We start from the raw sequence: 16,795 nt of genomic DNA on the forward strand, positions 1-16,795 counted from the left end.
TTGAGCGCCCGAACGAGAGCTGTCTTGCAGTGACGTTCGGGCGCTCTGCTATTATTCCCCTTACCCCTGTGGAGTAGGGGGTGTTTGTTGCCCAGATTCGAATTGGGCGATTCTGGCCACTTGGATATTGAAGGGAGGGCGTCTAGTGGTAAAGGCACTCAAGATCGAGATATTCCTGCTGTGCATGATTATTCTTATCGGACTTGCCGTACGAAGCCGTCGCTCCCTGTTCTCGAGCACCCAGCAGCTTTTGTTTAGCATGCTGGGCTACACGTCTGCTGCCTACATTTTCTTCGATATGATCTGGACGCTCTCGGACGGCGTGAGCACTCCTGTAGGCATCACGGCCAACTGGATTTCCAACGCGGTTTCGTTTTCGCTCTTTGCCATCGCGTGTCTCATTTGGTTTATCTATTCCGAGACGATGCAGGGCTCTCGCCTTGTGACCTCGCGCTATAGGGTGGTGCTTGTAACGTTGCCTACGGCTCTGGTGGTCGTGCTGGCTTTTACCAGTTACTGGACGCACGCCTTGTTCTATATCGATTCGCAGGGCGTGTATCGTCGCGGCTTTGCCTATATGATCCAGCCCATTGTCAGCTACTGTTACGTTATACATACGTCCCTGCATGCGTTTGTGCAATCTCGCAGGGTCGAGAGCCTGCAGACGAAGGCTATCTATCGAACCTTGGCATTTTTCGCCATTCCGGCCCTGGTGGGCGGTACCTTTCAGATCGTATACTCGGTGCCTGGCCTTTGTGTCGGCATAATGATTAGCATGTTGCTGCTCTATATCATCTGCCAGGAGCAACTGATCTCGACTGACCCGTTGACTGGACTCAACAACCGCAACCGTTTTGAGACCTATATGCTGTCGCTCTTTTCAAATGTGGATCAGGCCGAAGATGTATATCTGCTTATGATGGACGCTGACGGCTTTAAGCAGATTAACGATCGCTATGGACATGTGGAGGGTGATCATGCTCTTCAGGTCTTATCTGCTGCGCTCAAAAAGGTCTGCACGGCGTCTGGCGGCTTTATCGCACGTTATGGCGGCGATGAGTTCGTAGTCCTTCAAAAGGCGGCAGCGGAACAGGACATCATACGTCTGTGCGCGGCAATCAACGACGAGCTCGCGCGCGCCGAGGTGCCGTATCTGTTGCGGATGTCCATCGGCTACGCACGGGTCGGTGACGGCGTCGATACCTGGCAAGACTTGCTTCGCGCTGCCGACGCGGAGCTCTACCGCGTCAAGGCCGAGAAAAAGAAGGCCGGCGTCCAGATACGCTAGGAAAAGGGGCACACGACCGCATGGATGGTCGTGCGCCCCTATTGCGTTGGCGGGATTAGTAGCGGCTGTCGAAGATACGCCTCGGTTTTTTCTTGGAACGAGGCAGTTCGCTAGGCTTTTTTGGGTTTGTTGACGATGATGATGCCGCCGCAGACCAACAACAGGGCAACGATGACGGTAACGGGGCTCGTGCCCGCGCCTTCGCCGAGCAGCAGCGCGCTCAGCAGCACACCAAAGACGGGGTTCATAAACCCAAAGACCGAGACGCGGCTGACGGGGTTGACGGCAAGCAGGCGCGACCACAGCGAGTAGGCGACCGCGGAGATAAGCGCCATGTAGATGATGAGCGCGATGGCGGGGGCAATCGCCGTGGGGGAGAGCGCGCCACCCATCAAAAAGCCGATGGCGGTGAGGACAAGGCCGCCGACCAAGAACTGCCACCCGGCAAGCAAGACGCCGTCGTGCTCGCGCGAGAAGATGCCAATCAGGCAGGTCGAAAGGGCACCCGCGACGGTGGAGGCTAGGATAAAGCCCTCGCCATCGAGCCTGAAGCCAAAGGTGCCATCCGCGCCCGAAAGGTTGACGAGCGCGACGCCGGCAAAGCCCAGTGCACAGCCAAGCACCTTGGCCGTATTGAGCTTCTCGGTGCGAAACGCCAGGGCGGCAAAGAGGATGGCTAGGAAGTTGGCGCTGGCCTCGATGATGGAGCTCGACATGGCGCTGGCGCGCGAGAGGCCCAGATAGAAAAAGAAGTACTGACCGATGGTCTGAAAGAGCGACAAGATAAAGATGGGTTTGATGTCGCGCGCTTGCGGTATGAGGGGGCGGCGTTGGGCCGCGCTCATCCCAACGATAACCAGGGCGCCGGCAAGCGTAAAGCGTAGACCTGCAAAGAGCAGCTGCGAAGCGCTATCGTGCGCTGGGATACCAAAGAGTGCGTAGCCGATCTTGATGCAGGGGAAAGCCGACCCCCAGAGCGCACAGCAAACAAGACAGCCCAGGATAAGTCCGGGCAGGGTGGCGAGATACGGCTTGCGGCTTTCCATGATGTCCTTCCTGCATGCGCGAAGCAAAAAAGAACCCGCCACCGGGTGTGCCGGTGGCGGGTGTTGTTACCCGAGGGGATTGTACCCGATGGGAAAGGTTTAGGCGAAGTAGGCTACGCCGCTCTCGAAGATCGGCATGAACTTATCGCCGGGGACATGCTCGGGCACGTTGCGGTACAGGTTGTCGCCGCGACGCTCGGCATGGCCCATCTTGCCCAGGACACGGCCGTCGGGGCTCGTGATACCCTCGATGGCGAGTGCGGAGCCGTTGGGGTTGACGGAAAGATCCATGCTGGGCTTGCCGTCCTCGCCCACGTACTGCGTGGCGACCTGGCCGTTGGCGATAAGCTGGGCGAGTACCTCGTCGTTGGCGACAAAGCGGCCCTCGCCGTGGCTGATGGCGACGGTGTAGGGGTCGTCCAGGCTACACTGCGACAGCCACGGGGACAGGTTGGACGAGATGCGGGTGCGAACCAGACGGCTCTGATGGCGACCGATAGTGTTGAACGTCAGCGTGGGCGCATCGGGCGTGGCGTCGACGATGTCACCGTAGGGCACCAGGCCGAGCTTGATCAGGGCCTGGAAGCCGTTGCAGATGCCCAGCATCAGGCCATCGCGGGCCTTGAGCAGGTCGCGGACTGCCTCGGTGACTTCGGGAGCGCGGAAGAACGCCGTGATGAACTTGGCGGAGCCGTCGGGCTCGTCGCCGCCCGAGAAGCCGCCGGGGATCATGACAATCTGGCTTGCACGGATGCGGCGGGCAAGCTCGTGGGTGCTCTCGGCGACGGCCTCGGGCGTGAGGTTGTTGATCACGAAGGTGTCGGCCTCGGCGCCGGCGGCGCGGAAGGCACGGGCGCTATCGTACTCGCAGTTGTTGCCGGGGAACACGGGGATAACCACGCGCGGGCGGGCGATCTTGGCGCCGCCGTACACGTGGATGTCCTTGGCGCGGAAGTCGATGGTCTCGACCTCGGGGGTCTCGTCGGCGCTGCGGTAGGCAAAGACGCCCTCGATGCCGCTCTCCCAGGCCTCCTGAAGCTCGGAGAGCTCGATGACTTCGGAGCCGGTGTCGATGACATAGCCCTCGACGGTGGTGCCCAGGGGCTCGACGACAACGCCGTCGGCGACCTCGGGCAGCTCGGCATCCTCGGCGAGCTCGACGATAAAGCTGCCGTAGAGCGGGGTGAAGAGGCTCTCCACGTCTACATCCTCGGCAAGCTCGATACCGATCTGGTTACCGACGCACATCTTAAAGAGGCTCTCGGCGCCGCAGCCGTAGCCGGGCGTGGAGATGGCCAGGGCGTTGCCGTTGGCGGTGAGCGCCTCGACGGCGTCAAACGCGGCGAGCAGCTGCTGGGCGTCGGGACGGTAGTCCTCGCCATAGGTAGCGGGGGCGATGCGGACGACGCGGTGCGTGAGGCCCTTGAACTCGGGCGAGACGGCGCGGGCGGCCTTGCCCACGGCGACAGCGAAGCTGATCAGGGTCGGCGGAACGTTGAGCTCGCCGGTCTCGTCCTCAAACGAGCCGCTCATGGAATCCTTGCCACCGATGGCGCCGGCACCCAGGTCGACTTGGGCCATGAGGGCGCCCAAGACGGCTGCCGTGGGCTTGCCCCAGCGCTCGGCCTCGGTGCGCAGACGCTCGAAGTACTCCTGGAAGGAGAGATAGGCGCGCTTGTGCTCAAAGCCGGCGGCAACGAGCTTGGCAATGGACTCGACCACGGACAGGTAGGCGCCCGCAAACTGGTCGGCCTCCATCAGATAGGGGTTGAAGCCCCATGCCATGGCACTCGCCGTGGTGGTCTCGCCGTCCACGGGGAACTTGGCGACCATGGCCGAGCTGGGGGTGAGCTGCGTCTTGCCGCCAAAGGGCATGAGCACGGTCGCGGCGCCGATGGTGGAGTCGAAGCGCTCGGAAAGGCCCTTGTTGGAAGCGACGTTGAGGTCGGTGACAAGCGAGGTCATGCGCTCGGCAAGCGTGGTGCCGGCCCAGCTGGGCTGCCACACGCTGCGGGCGCATACGTGGGCGATCTGGTGCTTGGGCGCGCCGTTGGAGTTGAGGAACTCGCGGGATAGGTCGACGATGGCGACACCGTTCCAGGCCATGCGCATGCGCGGCTCGGCGGTAACCTCGGCGATAACGGTCGCCTCGAGGTTCTCCTCGGCGGCGTAGCCCATGAACTCCTCGACGTCACCGTCGGCGACGGCGCAGGCCATACGCTCCTGGGACTCGGAGATAGCGAGCTCGGTGCCGTCCAGGCCGTCGTACTTCTTGGTCACGGTATCAAGGTCGACATACAGGCCGTCGGCAAGCTCGCCCACGGCGACCGAGACGCCGCCGGCGCCAAAGTCGTTGCAGCGCTTGATCAGACGGCAGGCGTCGCCGCGGCGGAACAGACGCTGCAGCTTGCGCTCGACCGGGGCGTTGCCCTTCTGGACCTCGGCACCCGAGGTCTCGATGGACTCGGTGTTCTGGGTCTTGGAGGAGCCGGTGGCGCCACCGATGCCATCGCGGCCGGTGCGGCCGCCCAGCAGGATGATCTTGTCGGTGGGGGCGGGGCACTCGCGACGAACGTGGTTTGCCGGGGTAGCGCCCACGACGGCGCCGACCTCCATGCGCTTGGCCACGTAGCCGGGGTGATAGAGCTCGTTGACCTGGCCAGTGGCAAGTCCGATCTGGTTGCCGTAGCTGGAGTAGCCGGCGGCGGCGGTGGTTACGAGCTTGCGCTGCGGCAGCTTGCCCTCGAGCGTCTCGGACACGGGGACGGTGGGATCGCCGGCGCCGGTGACGCGCATGGCCTGGTACACGTAGCTGCGGCCCGACAGCGGGTCGCGGATGGCACCGCCCACGCAGGTGGCGGCACCGCCGAAGGGCTCGATCTCGGTCGGGTGGTTGTGGGTCTCGTTCTTAAACAGGAACAGCCAGTCCTGGTCCTCGCCATCGACATCGACCTTCACCTTGACGGTGCAGGCGTTGATCTCCTCGGACTCGTCAACATCGGTCATGACGCCGGTCTTCTTGAGGTACTTGGCGCCGATGGTGCCCATGTCCATGAGGCAGACGGGCTTGGCGTCGCGGCCGAGTTCGTGGCGCATCTCCATGTAGCGGTCGAAGGCTTGCTGCACCACGGCGTCGTCGATCGTCACGTCGTCCAGGACGGTGCCGAAGGTGGTGTGGCGGCAGTGATCGGACCAGTAGGTGTCGATCACACGGATTTCGGTGATGGTGGGGTCGCGGTCCTCATCGCGGAAGTACTGCTGGCAGAAGGCGATGTCTGCCTCGTCCATGGCAAGGCCGCGCTCGGAAATAAAGGCGGCAAGGCCGGTCTCGTCGAGCTCGCGGAAACCGTCGAGCACCTCGACGGGCTGGGGCTCGGGGGTCTCCATGTACAGCGTCTCGGGCAGGTCGAGCGAGGCGATGCGCGCCTCGACGGGGTTCACCACGTAGTGCTTGATGGCATCGATGGCGGCCTCGTCCAGAGTGCCCGAGATCATATAGACCTTGGCGGAGCGCACGGCGGGGCGCTCGCCCTGGCTGATGAGCTGCACGCACTCGCTGGCGGAGTCGGCGCGCTGGTCAAACTGGCCAGGCAGGAATTCGACGGCAAAGACGGCGCCACCGCTTGCGGGGAGCTCGTCGTAGGTCACATCGACCTGGGGCTCGCTAAAGACGGTCGGCACGCAGGAGCGGAAAAGCTCCTCGTCGATGCCCTCGACGTCGTAGCGGTTGATGATCCTCAGGGCCTCGATGCCCTTGATGCCGAGAATTTCGGTCAGCTCGCCCTTGAGCTGCTGAGCCTCGACGTCGAACCCGGGTTTCTTCTCCACGTAGATACGAGAGACCATTGGTTCCTGCCTTCCTGATCGGTTGGGCGTACGGTACGGTATGCGGCAGCGGTCGGTTTGCGGGGCAAGCCTCGCGGTCGCCTTGAGCCACATGTTTGTAAACCTCACTATGATACGACAGCTCGAGGCGCGTTGAGGACGGCGAGGGTGCTACAGTGATGCGCAATCAAGAGAAAGGCATCACATGGCATTCGTTTCGCTCGCCATCATCGCACTCGTGGCCTTTGCGAGTCCTTTTATCGCCTCGGCGATTCCTGGAAAACCCGTTCCCGAGACGGTCTTTTTGCTCGTGCTCGGCGCGGTGCTGGGACCCCATATGCTCGGCGTCATCCATGTAGATGCCGAGGTCTCGCTTGTGTCCGAGCTCGGTCTGGCCTTTTTGTTCCTGCTTGCCGGCTTTGAGATCGACCCCAAGAGCATCACGGGCGTCGAGGGGCGCTACGGCTTGGCGACGTGGGTCGTCACGTTTGGTATCGCCTGGCTTGCCGTGCGCTTTACCCCGTGGTTCTCGGTCAGTCATTTCGACGGTATCGCCGTGACGCTTGCCCTCACTTCTACGGCGCTCGGCACGCTCGTGCCCATCATGCGTGAGCGTTCACTTGTCGGAACGCGCGTGGGCGACTCGATTCTCGCGTATGGCACCTGGGGCGAGCTCGGCCCCGTGCTTGCCATGTCGGTGCTGCTGTCTGCCCGTACCGGCATCCAAACGCTCGTGATTCTTGGCCTGTTTGCGGTGGTCTGCGTGTTGCTTGCCGTGGTCCCAAGCCGCTCCAAGCGCGTCGGCAGCCGCTTCTTTGCGTTTGTCGAGGAACGTGCCGATACCACGTCGCAGACCTTCGTGCGCCTGACGGTGCTCATCCTGGTCACACTCGTGGCGTTCTCGGCTGTCTTTGATCTCGACATCGTGTTGGGTTCTTTTGCCGCCGGCTTTGTCCTGCGCTACATCATCCCCGAGGGCAACCATACGCTCGAGACCAAGCTCGACGGCCTGGCCTACGGTTTTTTGATTCCGGTGTTCTTTACCGTATCGGGCGCAAAGATCGATCTGACGGCCGTGGCGTCGCGCCCGGGTCTGCTCCTGGGCTTTATCGTGGCGTTGTTGATTATTCGTGCCGTGCCCATTCTTATTTCTATGAGCATTTGCCCTGCGACGCGCGATGTGTCGGCGTATGGTCGCATTACCGTGGCCCTGTACTGCACCACGGCGCTGCCGATCATCGTTGCCGTGACAAGCGTTGCCGTCAACGCGGGCGCGCTGTCGCAAGACATCGCGTCGGTTATGGTTGCCGCCGGCGCCATCACGGTGTTCTTGATGCCATTGCTCGCGCAGCTCTTCTACCGCGTGGTGGATGCTGCGCCGGTCGCCGCCGTGGCAGAAGTTGCCGAGCATCCATCCGATGCGCTCGACATCCTGCGCGCTCATCACGATTTGGCGAGTCTGCTCGCACGAGAGCACGAGCTGCTGACTTCGCATGGCCATGGTCGCGTATTCGAGGGCCTGCCTACGCTCGATACGATTGCCGAGCGTCTTTCCGCCGAGGCGGCGAGCGGCCACATCGATGCCCGCATCGTGGACGCGGCGCACCTGCTTGCCGATAAGACTTATGGTGATGAGATCGACACGTCCGAGCTGACTCCGCATGAGCGTCGCCGCCTGGAGCGCGCCAAGCTCGCCGTGCGCGAATACCGCCGCCGCATGCTGGAGCTCTATGCACGCGATGAGGCCCAGGACGACGACGGCAGGTAGCCAACGCCGCCGCGGAAAATGCGTCCCGGAATTGGCGTCCAGAGTGGGACGTGCTTTCCGCGAGAGGCCCGTTGCGGAAAGCGTGTCCCAGAATCCGCGCCCAGAATGGGACATAGTTTCCGAAAAAGGCCCTGAGGGAAGCTTCGCCCCGTTCTGAGCTGAAATACCGGGACGCAGCTTCCCCTGCAAACAGAAGAAGGCGCGCTGCCTGTGGTTGATGCAGGCAGCGCGCCTTTTGCGTTGAGCTTCGTTGAGGTTCGAAGTAGTGGACTAGTTGGCCATGACGCCTTCGGTCCATGCCTCGACGTCCTCGATGCGCAGGACGTTGGCGACCTCGGCCACGCAGTCGACGCTGGCAAGCTCGGCGGCGGCAGCCTGGACGTCCTTCTCGAGCGCGCGGTGCGTCAGGAAGATGACCGAGCAAGTATCGCTGGCGCCCGACTTGCCGTCCTCGACCTGGTTGATGAGCGAGATCGAGATGTTGTGCTTGGCAAAGATGTCGACCGTCTCGGACAGGGCACCCACGCGGTCGGCGACCTTCAGGCGCACATAGTACTTAGTCTGGAGCTCGTCCATGGGCTTAAAGGCGAGGTTGTGACCATAGGGCTCAATCTCGGGCAGCGGAGCCACGCCGCGGCTGATCTGCTCGGAGAGCGACAGGATATCGCCCACGACGGCGCTCGCGGTGGGGAAGGAGCCTGCGCCGGCACCGTAGAACATGGTTTCGCCCACGGCGTCACCCACCACGTAGACGGCGTTCATGGCGCCGTTGACCTTGGCGAGCATATGGTCTGCCGGGATGAGCGTGGGATGCACGCGGACGTCGACGCCGGCGTCGGTGTTGCGTGCGATCCCCAGCAGCTTGATGGTGTAGCCGAGCTCGCGGGCCTGGGCAATGTCCTCGGCGCCGATGGTACGGATACCCTGCTGGTAGACATCGTCGGTGGTCACGCGGGTGCCAAAGCCGATGGAAGCGAGGATTGCCGTCTTGCTGGCGGCGTCGAAGCCGTCGACGTCGGCGGACGGGTCGGCCTCGGCATAGCCCTTTGCCTGGGCGTCGGCGAGCACGTCAGCGTAATCGGCGCCCTCGGCGTCCATGCGCGACAGGATGTAGTTGGTGGTGCCGTTGAGAATGCCAGCGATGGTCAGGATCTTGTTGCCCACCAGGTCGTGCTCGAGCGTGCTGACAATGGGGATGCCACCGCCGCAGCTGGCCTCGCACTTAATCTGCACGCCGCACGCGCGCGCCTTCTCGGCGAGCGTCTCGACATGACGGCCCAGCAGGGCCTTGTTGGCAGAGACGACATGCTTGCCGTTCTCGAAGGCAGTGGTGAAGATCTCGGTTGCGGGGTGCTCGCCGCCGATGAGCTCGACGACGATGTCGACGGCGGGGTCGGTGACGACATCGTGCCAGTCGCTCGTAAAGGCCTCACGCTCAATACCGGCTGCCTCGGCCTGCTCCCAGGCAAGCGCGCAGGCGCGGGTCAGCTTAAGGTCGATGCCGTAGGCTGCCAGGTACTCATCGTGGTGGCTCTTGATCAGACGGGCCACGCCGCCGCCGACGGTTCCCAGACCGATGAGGCCGACGTTCACGGTGCGCAGGGGTTCGCTCATAGATAGCTCCTTCGTGCATCTTATGGATGGATTAACCGCTTAAAGGTTGAGTGCATTCTAGCGTGAACCGAGGGCGCGTGCTCGCCAGGCAACAGGAGTCGCACAAAACGGCACCCCCGAAACGCTGCGGAAACATTGGAAACATGCTCGCTACAAACGAACTTCCGTAACAAACTGTCAACGTTTGCACCATAAGGTTTGCCCTGTACCGCAAGACGGCCGCACCGCGGCCAGCGAAAAGGGGGACACCATGTTTAGCATCAACAACGTACTTAACCGCAGGAGTTTCCTTGTCGGAGCCACGCTTATTTTTGCCCCGATCTATTACACCCCAGCGTCCGTTTTGCTCAAGAACGCCAAGGACATGAGCTACGACATGACACTAATGGGTGCCGACGGCATGGACAGCCTATGTGATCCAGGACGGCAAGTACATCGCTTCCTAAGTGCGCATAAAGCACGACCGGTGAGGCTGTTTTATTCAAGGCAGGTATGCCTGTAACAGAACGGAAACATTACTTTCACACAATAAAGTGGCATTACTGCATAAAGTAATAGAAATACGCAGAATTATGGATAAATGAACAAATCCAAAGAAAAGTTGAAATAATCGCCACTTTCCTTAACTAAAGCGTCTAGTATTTTGCGAACGCCGAACACGGCGAAGGATGGCCTGTCGGGTAACCGAAACCCGACGAGATTTGAGAGGAGAGCCGCATGTCGAGCCTCACCGGTAAGTCATTGAACCCTGTTATGAATCGCAGGAGCGTTATCGCGAGCGCAGCAGGTCTGGGGGCGATGTCCATTCTAGCTGGTTGCTCCTCCAACGGCGGCGACAGCGGTTCCGCTTCGAGCGACGCTTCGTTTAAGATCGGTACCATCGGCCCGCTGACCGGCGCCAACGCGTCCTACGGCAAGTCCGTTACCCAGGGTGTCGAGCTTGGCTGCAAGGATTTCTCGACCAAGGAGCTGCCGCTTGCCAGCAAGGCCGAGGATGACCAGGCCGACGGCGAGAAGGCCGTCAACGCCTTCAACACCCTGCTCGACTGGGGCATGCAGGCCCTCGTCGGCCCGACCACCACGGGTGCGTCGGTTGCCGTTGCCGCCGAGTGCGGTAACGACCCCAAGACGTTCATGATCACCCCGTCCGCGTCCTCCGAGGACGTCACCGACGGCAAGGATTGCGTCTTCCAGGTTTGCTTCACCGACCCCAACCAGGGTGTCAACGCTGCCAAGTTCCTGGCGCAGAAGTATGCGGACGAGAAGTTCGTGCTGTTCTACAACTCCGGCGACGCCTATTCTTCGGGCATCGCAGATTCCTTTAAGGCCCAGGCCGCTGAGTCCAAGCTCGAGATTGTTGACGAGGAGACCTTTAAGGACGACTCCGCCACGAGCTTTACGAACCAGCTGACCAAGGCCAAGCAGGCCGGCGCCACCATGATCTTTGCGCCGATCTACTACACGCCGGCGTCCGTCCTGCTCAAGAACGCCAAGGACATGGGCTACGACGTCAAGATGATGGGCTGCGACGGCATGGACGGCATCCTGGGCGTTGAGGGCTTCGATACCTCTCTTGCCGAGGGCCTGCTGCTCATGACCCCGTTCTCCGCCGACGACGAGAAGAACGCCGACTTCGTCAACGCTTACAAGGATAAGTACGGCGATACCCCCGACCAGTTTGCCGCCGACGCCTACGACGGCGTGCACGCGGTGGCCGAGGCCGTCAAGGAGGCCGGTCTTGGTGTCGACGCCGACCCGACCGAGGTCGCCGAGAAGCTGTCCAAGGCTATGCTCAAGATTACCGTTGACGGCCTGACTGGCAAGCTCACCTGGAACGACAAGGGCCAGGTCCAGAAGGAGCCCACGGCGTACGTCATCACCGACGGCAAGTACGTACAGGCCTAATTGGCCGCCTTACATAGAGCGGTTTTGATCCCAAGCAGGGGAGGTTTTGGCCTTCCCTGCTTGCTTGGTATCTAGGGACAGTGTAACGTCCCTGTTTCATACATTAACTGGAAACCTATTCGAAAGGGGGATGTGGAACATGACGGTCTTTATCCAATACCTGGTCAACGGCCTGTCCATGGGCAGCGTCTATGCCATCATCGCGTTGGGCTACACCATGGTCTACGGTATCGCCAAGATGCTCAACTTCGCTCACGGCGATGTCATCATGGTCGGTGCCTATGTCTCGTTCTGCGCCACGTCGTATCTCGGCCTCCCGGGCTGGGCATCTGTAGTTCTCTCTTGTGTGGTCTGCACGGTCCTCGGTGTTCTCATTGAGGGTCTGGCCTATAAGCCGCTGCGCCAAGCAGGCCCGCTGGCCGTTCTGATCACGGCCATCGGCGTGTCTTACTTCCTGCAGAACGCCGCGCAGCTTCTGTGGGGCGCCACGCCCAAGAACTTCACTTCGCTCGTCGCCTTCCCGGTGCCGGAGTTCTTGGCCAAGTTCAACGTGAGCGCCGTCTCGCTCGTCACCATCGTCGCCTGCTTGGTTATCATGGCCGGTTTGATGTTCTTTACAGGTAAGACCAAGATGGGCAAGGCCATGCGCGCCGTGTCCGAGGACAAGGCCGCCGCTCAGCTCATGGGCATCAACGTCAACCGCACCATCTCGATGACGTTCGCCATCGGCTCCGCCCTTGCCGCCATCGCCGGTGTGCTCCTGTGCTCCTACTCGCCGGTCCTGCAGCCCACCACGGGCGCCATGCCTGGCATCAAGGCCTTCGACGCTGCCGTTTTCGGCGGCATCGGCTCCATCCCCGGTGCCTTTGTCGGCGGCATTCTCATCGGCATTATCGAGGCGATGGCGCAGGCTTACATTTCCACGAGCCTTGCCAACTCCATCGTCTTTGGTGTTTTGATTATCGTCCTGCTCGTCAAGCCTGCCGGCCTCTTGGGCAAGTACGTCCCCGAGAAGGTGTAGGTGAGCGTTATGAAGTTTCTTAAAGACAAGCAGACGCGTCACGACTTTGTTACGTACGCCATGTGCCTTGTGGCGTTCGCCATCGTGTTCTTTATGCAGTCTAACCACATGATTCCGCGCATGATCGCCGGTCAGCTGGTTCCCATTACGGCCTACATCGTCATGGCTATCTCCCTTAACCTCGTCGTCGGCATCGCGGGCGACTTGTCGCTGGGCCATGCGGGCTTTATGAGTGTCGGTGCCTACACGGGCATCGTCACCGCCGTCGCGCTGGAGAGCGCCGTTCCCTCCGATCCGGTGCGCCTTATCATCAGTATCGTGGTCGGCGCCATCGCTGCCGCTATCCTGGGCTTCTTGATCGGCATCCCGGTCCTTCGCCTGAGCGGCGATTACCTGGCTATCGTGACGCTGGCCTTTGGCGAGATTATCAAGGAGATCGTCACTTGCCTTATCGTGGGTGTCGACTCGCGCGGCCTGCACGTGATCTTTAACATCACGGGCAACTCTACGATCGACGACTTGCACCTGCTCGAGGACGGCACCGCCATCATCAAGGGCGCCCAGGGCGCCTCGGGCGTGTCGACGTACTCGACCTTCCTCGCCGGTGCCATCCTGGTCATGGTCGCACTCGTGATCGTGCTCAACCTGGTTCGCAGCCGTACCGGCCGTGCCATTATGGCCGTGCGCGACAACAAGATTGCAGCCGAGTCCGTGGGCATCTCCGTCACCCAGTACCGCATGATCGCGTTCGTGGTTTCCGCTGCCCTCGCCGGTGCTGCCGGAGCCCTCTTCGGCGGTAACTTCTCGCAGCTCTCCGCCACCAAGTTTGACTTCAACACGTCCATCCTTATCCTGGTGTTCGTAGTCCTGGGCGGCCTGGGCAATATGCGCGGCTCCGTTATCGCGGCGGCGTTGCTCACGGTACTTCCCGAGCTGCTCCGTCAGTTCTCGGACTACCGCATGCTCATCTACGCTATCGTGCTGATCCTGGTCATGATCTTTACCAACAACCCGCAGCTCAAGGCGTTCTTCGGTCGCGTCAAGGACCGCTTTGCTTCCAAGAAGGAGGTGGCAGCCGATGCCCAGTAAGTTTGAGTTCAACAAGGGCAAGATGGTCCCGTATCCTTCTGGCGCCATCGTTCCCGACCGCGACTTGGGCCAGCGACCGGCGCTCGAGTGCATCCACCTGGGCATTGAATTCGGCGGCCTTAAGGCGGTCGACGACTTTAGCCTGACTATCGGCAAGACCGAGATTGCCGGTCTGATCGGTCCCAACGGCGCCGGTAAGACCACGGTTTTCAACCTGCTCACCAAGGTGTATCAGCCCACACACGGCACCATCCTGCTCGATGGTGAGGACACCTCGGGCAAGTCGGTCTATCAGGTCAACCGCATGGGTATCGCCCGTACATTCCAGAACATTCGCCTGTTCAACACCATGACGGTGGAGGATAACGTTAAGGTCGGCCTGCACAACCAGGAGCGTTATTCCGGCTTTGAGGGCGTGCTGCGCCTGCCGACGTATTGGAAGCACGAGAAGGCCGCGCACGAGCGCGCCATGGAGCTGCTGTCCATCTTTGATATGGAGCATCTGGCAAACGAGCAGGCCGGATCGCTGCCTTACGGCGCTCAGCGTCGTCTGGAGATCGTCCGCGCGCTTGCCACCAACCCCAAGCTACTGCTGCTCGACGAGCCTGCCGCCGGCATGAACCCGTCCGAGACCGCAGAGCTCATGGAGAACATCGTCAAGATTCGCGACACCTTTGGCATTGCCATCATGCTTATCGAGCATGATATGTCGCTCGTTATGAACATCTGCGAGGGCATCTGCGTGCTCAACTTTGGTAAGGTCATCGCCAAGGGCACGGCAGAGGAAATCCAGAACAACGACGCCGTTATCGAGGCATATCTGGGCAAGCAGGATAGGGGGGAGAACTAAATGGCAGAGCCGATGCTTTCCGTCTACAACATCAACGTCTGGTACGGCGCTATCCACGCCATCAAGGACATCTCCTTTAACGTTAACGAGGGCGAGATCGTGGCCTTGATTGGTGCCAACGGTGCCGGCAAGTCCACAACGCTCAAGACCGTCTCGGGCCTGCTGCGCTCCAAGACCGGCTCCATCAAGTTTATGGGCGAGGACATTACCCATACGCCCGCTGATAAGCTGGTTGGTAAGGGCCTGGCTCAGGTTCCCGAGGGTCGTCGCGCCTTTTTGCAGATGACGGTTGAGGAAAACCTGGAGATGGGTGCCTATACGCAGTCCAAGTCCACGGTGGCTCCGGGCCTGGAGCGCGTCTACGAGCAGTTCCCGCGCCTGAAGGAACGTCGTCGCCAGGTCGCCGGTACCCTTTCAGGCGGTGAGCAGCAGATGCTCGTTATGGGGCGCGCCCTTATGAGTAACCCCAAACTGCTTATGCTCGACGAACCTTCCATGGGTCTGGCACCGATTCTGATCGAACAGATCTTCCAGATTGTCGAGGACCTGCACAAGGCCGGCACCACGGTGCTTCTGGTTGAGCAAAACGCGCAGATGGCGCTTTCCATCGCCACGCGCGGCTACGTGCTCGAGACCGGCAAGATCACCATGACCGGCACCGGTCAAGAGCTCCTGCACGACGACAACGTCCGCAAAGCCTACCTCGGAGGCTAACCCACCTAACAAAAGGGGCGCTGACTATCTCAGTCAGCGCCCCTTTTTAAGTTGCGGTGAAATAGGGACTGAATACGGGCTCCAGAGGCCAAAAGAGTCCCTATTCCACCGCAACTTCATGGGGATGTGTGACAATGCCCGTCGGAAAACATCTGCTGTCTTTGGGGGTCTATCTATGCTGTACGAGTTTTGTGCCGAGAACTTTGAGCGGGTGCCGGCGGCTATCGATGCCGGTGCAAGGCGTATCGAGCTGTGCGACAACCTTGCCGTTGGTGGCACCACGCCTTCGGCCGGCGTTATCAGCGCTACGACCAACTATGCCCACGAGCACGATGCACGGGTGATGTGCATGATTCGCCCGCGTGGCGGCGACTTTCACTACAACCAGGACGAGTTGCGTATGATGGAGATGGACCTGGGCCTTGCCGTGAGCGCCGGCGTTGACGGCTTGGCATTTGGCTGCTGCAAGCCCTGCGCTGGCGGATGGGCACTCGACGAGCTTACGTTGGGCGCCCTCGTGATGGCCGCGGGCTGCGCGACCGAGGAATGCGAGCGTGAACCCATCGACATCACCTTCCACATGGCGTTTGATCAGCTCTCGCCCGAGGCTCAGCTCGACGCGATTGACATACTCGCCGACTGCGGCATCACACGCATCCTGACGCATGGTGGCGCTGCCGGTACGCCGATCGAGGACAACTTCGAAAACCTGGCCCGCTTGATCGAGTATGCGGGCGACCGCTTGACCATCCTTCCCGGCGGCGGCATTTCCACGGTCAACCGCGATACCGTGGCGGCGGCACTGGGCGTCTCCGAGCTCCATGGCACCAAGATTGTGCCGCTGGAGGTGTAGCCCGTGGCACTTGTATTCGATGTCCAGCAGGCGAGCGGTAATCCCGACGATAATCGTCGCCCTGGCACCGCGTGCCCCTTTTGCGACACGGAGGGACTTGCCGACATCATCCAGCGCGATGGTGACTGCATCTGGCTCGAGAATAAGTTCAAGACCTTGCGGGCCACACGTCAGACCGTATTGATCGAGTCTGCCAATCACGACGCCGACCTGGTGACCTATGAACCGGATGAGCTGCATCATGTGATGCGGTTTGCCCTGGGCTGTTGGCAGCAGATGATCGATTCCCAACAGTACCGCAGTGTGCTCATGTACAAGAACAAAGGCCCGCTTTCGGGCGGCAGCCTCGTCCATCCACACATGCAGATTGTGGGCCTGGAACAGGAGGACGGCTATGCGGCGCTGACCTCAGCCAACTTTGAAGGCATCAGTGTCTGGCAACAGGGGAGAATCTCGGTCGACATCTCAACCGAACCGATCATGGGGTTCTTTGAGGTCAACGTTTCAGCCCCGCAGGGAATCGCCGCCAGCGATGACACGAGAGACCAAGCCGAGACGGACCTCTTCGCCGACGCAATTCAGGTAGCTCTGCGCTATATCTTGCACGAGCACCATGGCGGTCGTGCAGAGTCGTACAACCTGTTCTTCTATCACCTGGGCGGTCGGACCATTGCCAAGGCGCTGCCACGTTGGGTGGTTTCGCCCTACTTTGTCGGCTATCGTTTGGCCCAGGTCAATGCTGAGACAACGCTCGATATCGATGCTGAGCGCCTGCGTGCGCATCTGGAAACGCTCGTATAGCAAGACTAACACCCGCGTAAT

General features: G+C 61.0%; 13 protein-coding genes. 10 read left to right on the forward strand and 3 right to left on the reverse strand.

From position 1 onward, the window contains the following. Positions 1-145: 145 nt before the first annotated feature. Positions 146-1,288 (forward strand): diguanylate cyclase domain-containing protein, encoded by a 1,143-nt coding sequence (locus ACKUTP_RS08860; protein WP_409064138.1) that lies wholly within the window; start codon positions 146-148, stop codon positions 1,286-1,288. A 110-nt stretch (positions 1,289-1,398) separates the two neighbouring features. On the opposite strand, the gene ACKUTP_RS08865 is transcribed toward ACKUTP_RS08860, so the two are convergent. Further along, complete coding sequence (locus tag ACKUTP_RS08865) at positions 1,399-2,334, reverse strand: DMT family transporter (RefSeq protein ID WP_409064139.1); 936 nt, start codon at positions 2,332-2,334, stop codon at positions 1,399-1,401. Positions 2,335-2,433: 99 nt separating this feature from the next. Continuing rightward, positions 2,434-6,180, reverse strand: a complete 3,747-nt coding sequence (locus tag ACKUTP_RS08870; protein WP_409064140.1) for a phosphoribosylformylglycinamidine synthase — start codon at positions 6,178-6,180, stop codon at positions 2,434-2,436. Between the two features lie 184 nt (positions 6,181-6,364). Here ACKUTP_RS08870 and ACKUTP_RS08875 point away from each other — a divergent pair, with 184 nt between their 5' ends. Further along, entirely contained in the window at positions 6,365-7,927 is a 1,563-nt protein-coding gene (locus ACKUTP_RS08875) for a cation:proton antiporter (RefSeq protein ID WP_409064141.1), read from the forward strand. 270 nt (positions 7,928-8,197) lie between these two features. On the opposite strand, the gene ACKUTP_RS08880 is transcribed toward ACKUTP_RS08875, so the two are convergent. After that, on the reverse strand, positions 8,198-9,541 hold the full coding sequence (locus ACKUTP_RS08880; RefSeq protein WP_409064142.1) for a homoserine dehydrogenase: 1,344 nt from the start codon (positions 9,539-9,541) through the stop codon (positions 8,198-8,200). A gap of 250 nt (positions 9,542-9,791) precedes the next feature. Here ACKUTP_RS08880 and ACKUTP_RS08885 point away from each other — a divergent pair, with 250 nt between their 5' ends. The 8 genes from ACKUTP_RS08885 (at position 9,792) to ACKUTP_RS08920 (ending at position 16,774) form a co-directional block, all read left to right on the forward strand. Further along, positions 9,792-10,043 (forward strand): hypothetical protein, encoded by a 252-nt coding sequence (locus tag ACKUTP_RS08885; RefSeq protein WP_409064143.1) that lies wholly within the window; start codon positions 9,792-9,794, stop codon positions 10,041-10,043. A 215-nt stretch (positions 10,044-10,258) separates the two neighbouring features. Further along, positions 10,259-11,446: an ABC transporter substrate-binding protein gene (locus ACKUTP_RS08890; RefSeq protein ID WP_006234442.1), complete on the forward strand. Its 1,188-nt coding sequence runs from the start codon at positions 10,259-10,261 to the stop codon at positions 11,444-11,446. Positions 11,447-11,585: 139 nt separating this feature from the next. After that, positions 11,586-12,467, forward strand: coding sequence for a branched-chain amino acid ABC transporter permease (locus tag ACKUTP_RS08895; RefSeq protein ID WP_409064144.1), 882 nt, complete (start codon positions 11,586-11,588; stop codon positions 12,465-12,467). Between the two features lie 9 nt (positions 12,468-12,476). Further along, positions 12,477-13,556 carry a branched-chain amino acid ABC transporter permease gene (locus ACKUTP_RS08900; RefSeq protein ID WP_409064145.1) on the forward strand — a complete coding sequence of 360 codons (1,080 nt, stop codon included), beginning with the start codon at positions 12,477-12,479 and terminating at the stop codon, positions 13,554-13,556. Then, positions 13,546-14,406 (forward strand): ABC transporter ATP-binding protein, encoded by an 861-nt coding sequence (locus tag ACKUTP_RS08905; protein WP_409064146.1) that lies wholly within the window; start codon positions 13,546-13,548, stop codon positions 14,404-14,406. Before ACKUTP_RS08900 ends, ACKUTP_RS08905 begins: the two co-directional genes overlap by 11 nt. After that, positions 14,407-15,120, forward strand: a complete 714-nt coding sequence (locus ACKUTP_RS08910) for an ABC transporter ATP-binding protein (protein WP_409064147.1) — start codon at positions 14,407-14,409, stop codon at positions 15,118-15,120. A gap of 175 nt (positions 15,121-15,295) precedes the next feature. Beyond that, positions 15,296-15,973, forward strand: a complete 678-nt coding sequence (locus ACKUTP_RS08915) for a copper homeostasis protein CutC (RefSeq protein ID WP_409064148.1) — start codon at positions 15,296-15,298, stop codon at positions 15,971-15,973. Positions 15,974-15,976: 3 nt separating this feature from the next. After that, a complete protein-coding gene (locus ACKUTP_RS08920) occupies positions 15,977-16,774 on the forward strand; it encodes a DUF4931 domain-containing protein (RefSeq protein WP_409064149.1) in 798 nt (265 codons plus the stop codon). The last annotated feature ends 21 nt before the right edge of the window (positions 16,775-16,795 follow it).

Origin of the sequence: Collinsella sp. wc0529, from assembly GCF_046116875.1 — a bacterium.
Taxonomy (GTDB): Bacteria; Actinomycetota; Coriobacteriia; order Coriobacteriales; family Coriobacteriaceae; genus Collinsella.

Excerpts from the sequence above, each read along its gene's own strand:
- ACKUTP_RS08865 (WP_409064139.1), bottom strand. The coding sequence starts at position 2,334 with ATGGAAAGCCGCAAGCCGTATCTCGCCACCCTGCCCGGACTTATCCTG.
- ACKUTP_RS08870 (WP_409064140.1), bottom strand. The coding sequence starts at position 6,180 with ATGGTCTCTCGTATCTACGTGGAGAAGAAACCCGGGTTCGACGTCGAG.
- ACKUTP_RS08875 (WP_409064141.1), top strand. The coding sequence starts at position 6,365 with ATGGCATTCGTTTCGCTCGCCATCATCGCACTCGTGGCCTTTGCGAGT.
- ACKUTP_RS08880 (WP_409064142.1), bottom strand. The coding sequence starts at position 9,541 with ATGAGCGAACCCCTGCGCACCGTGAACGTCGGCCTCATCGGTCTGGGA.
- ACKUTP_RS08885 (WP_409064143.1), top strand. The coding sequence starts at position 9,792 with ATGTTTAGCATCAACAACGTACTTAACCGCAGGAGTTTCCTTGTCGGA.
- ACKUTP_RS08890 (WP_006234442.1), top strand. The coding sequence starts at position 10,259 with ATGTCGAGCCTCACCGGTAAGTCATTGAACCCTGTTATGAATCGCAGG.
- ACKUTP_RS08895 (WP_409064144.1), top strand. The coding sequence starts at position 11,586 with ATGACGGTCTTTATCCAATACCTGGTCAACGGCCTGTCCATGGGCAGC.
- ACKUTP_RS08900 (WP_409064145.1), top strand. The coding sequence starts at position 12,477 with ATGAAGTTTCTTAAAGACAAGCAGACGCGTCACGACTTTGTTACGTAC.
- ACKUTP_RS08905 (WP_409064146.1), top strand. The coding sequence starts at position 13,546 with ATGCCCAGTAAGTTTGAGTTCAACAAGGGCAAGATGGTCCCGTATCCT.
- ACKUTP_RS08910 (WP_409064147.1), top strand. The coding sequence starts at position 14,407 with ATGGCAGAGCCGATGCTTTCCGTCTACAACATCAACGTCTGGTACGGC.
- ACKUTP_RS08915 (WP_409064148.1), top strand. The coding sequence starts at position 15,296 with ATGCTGTACGAGTTTTGTGCCGAGAACTTTGAGCGGGTGCCGGCGGCT.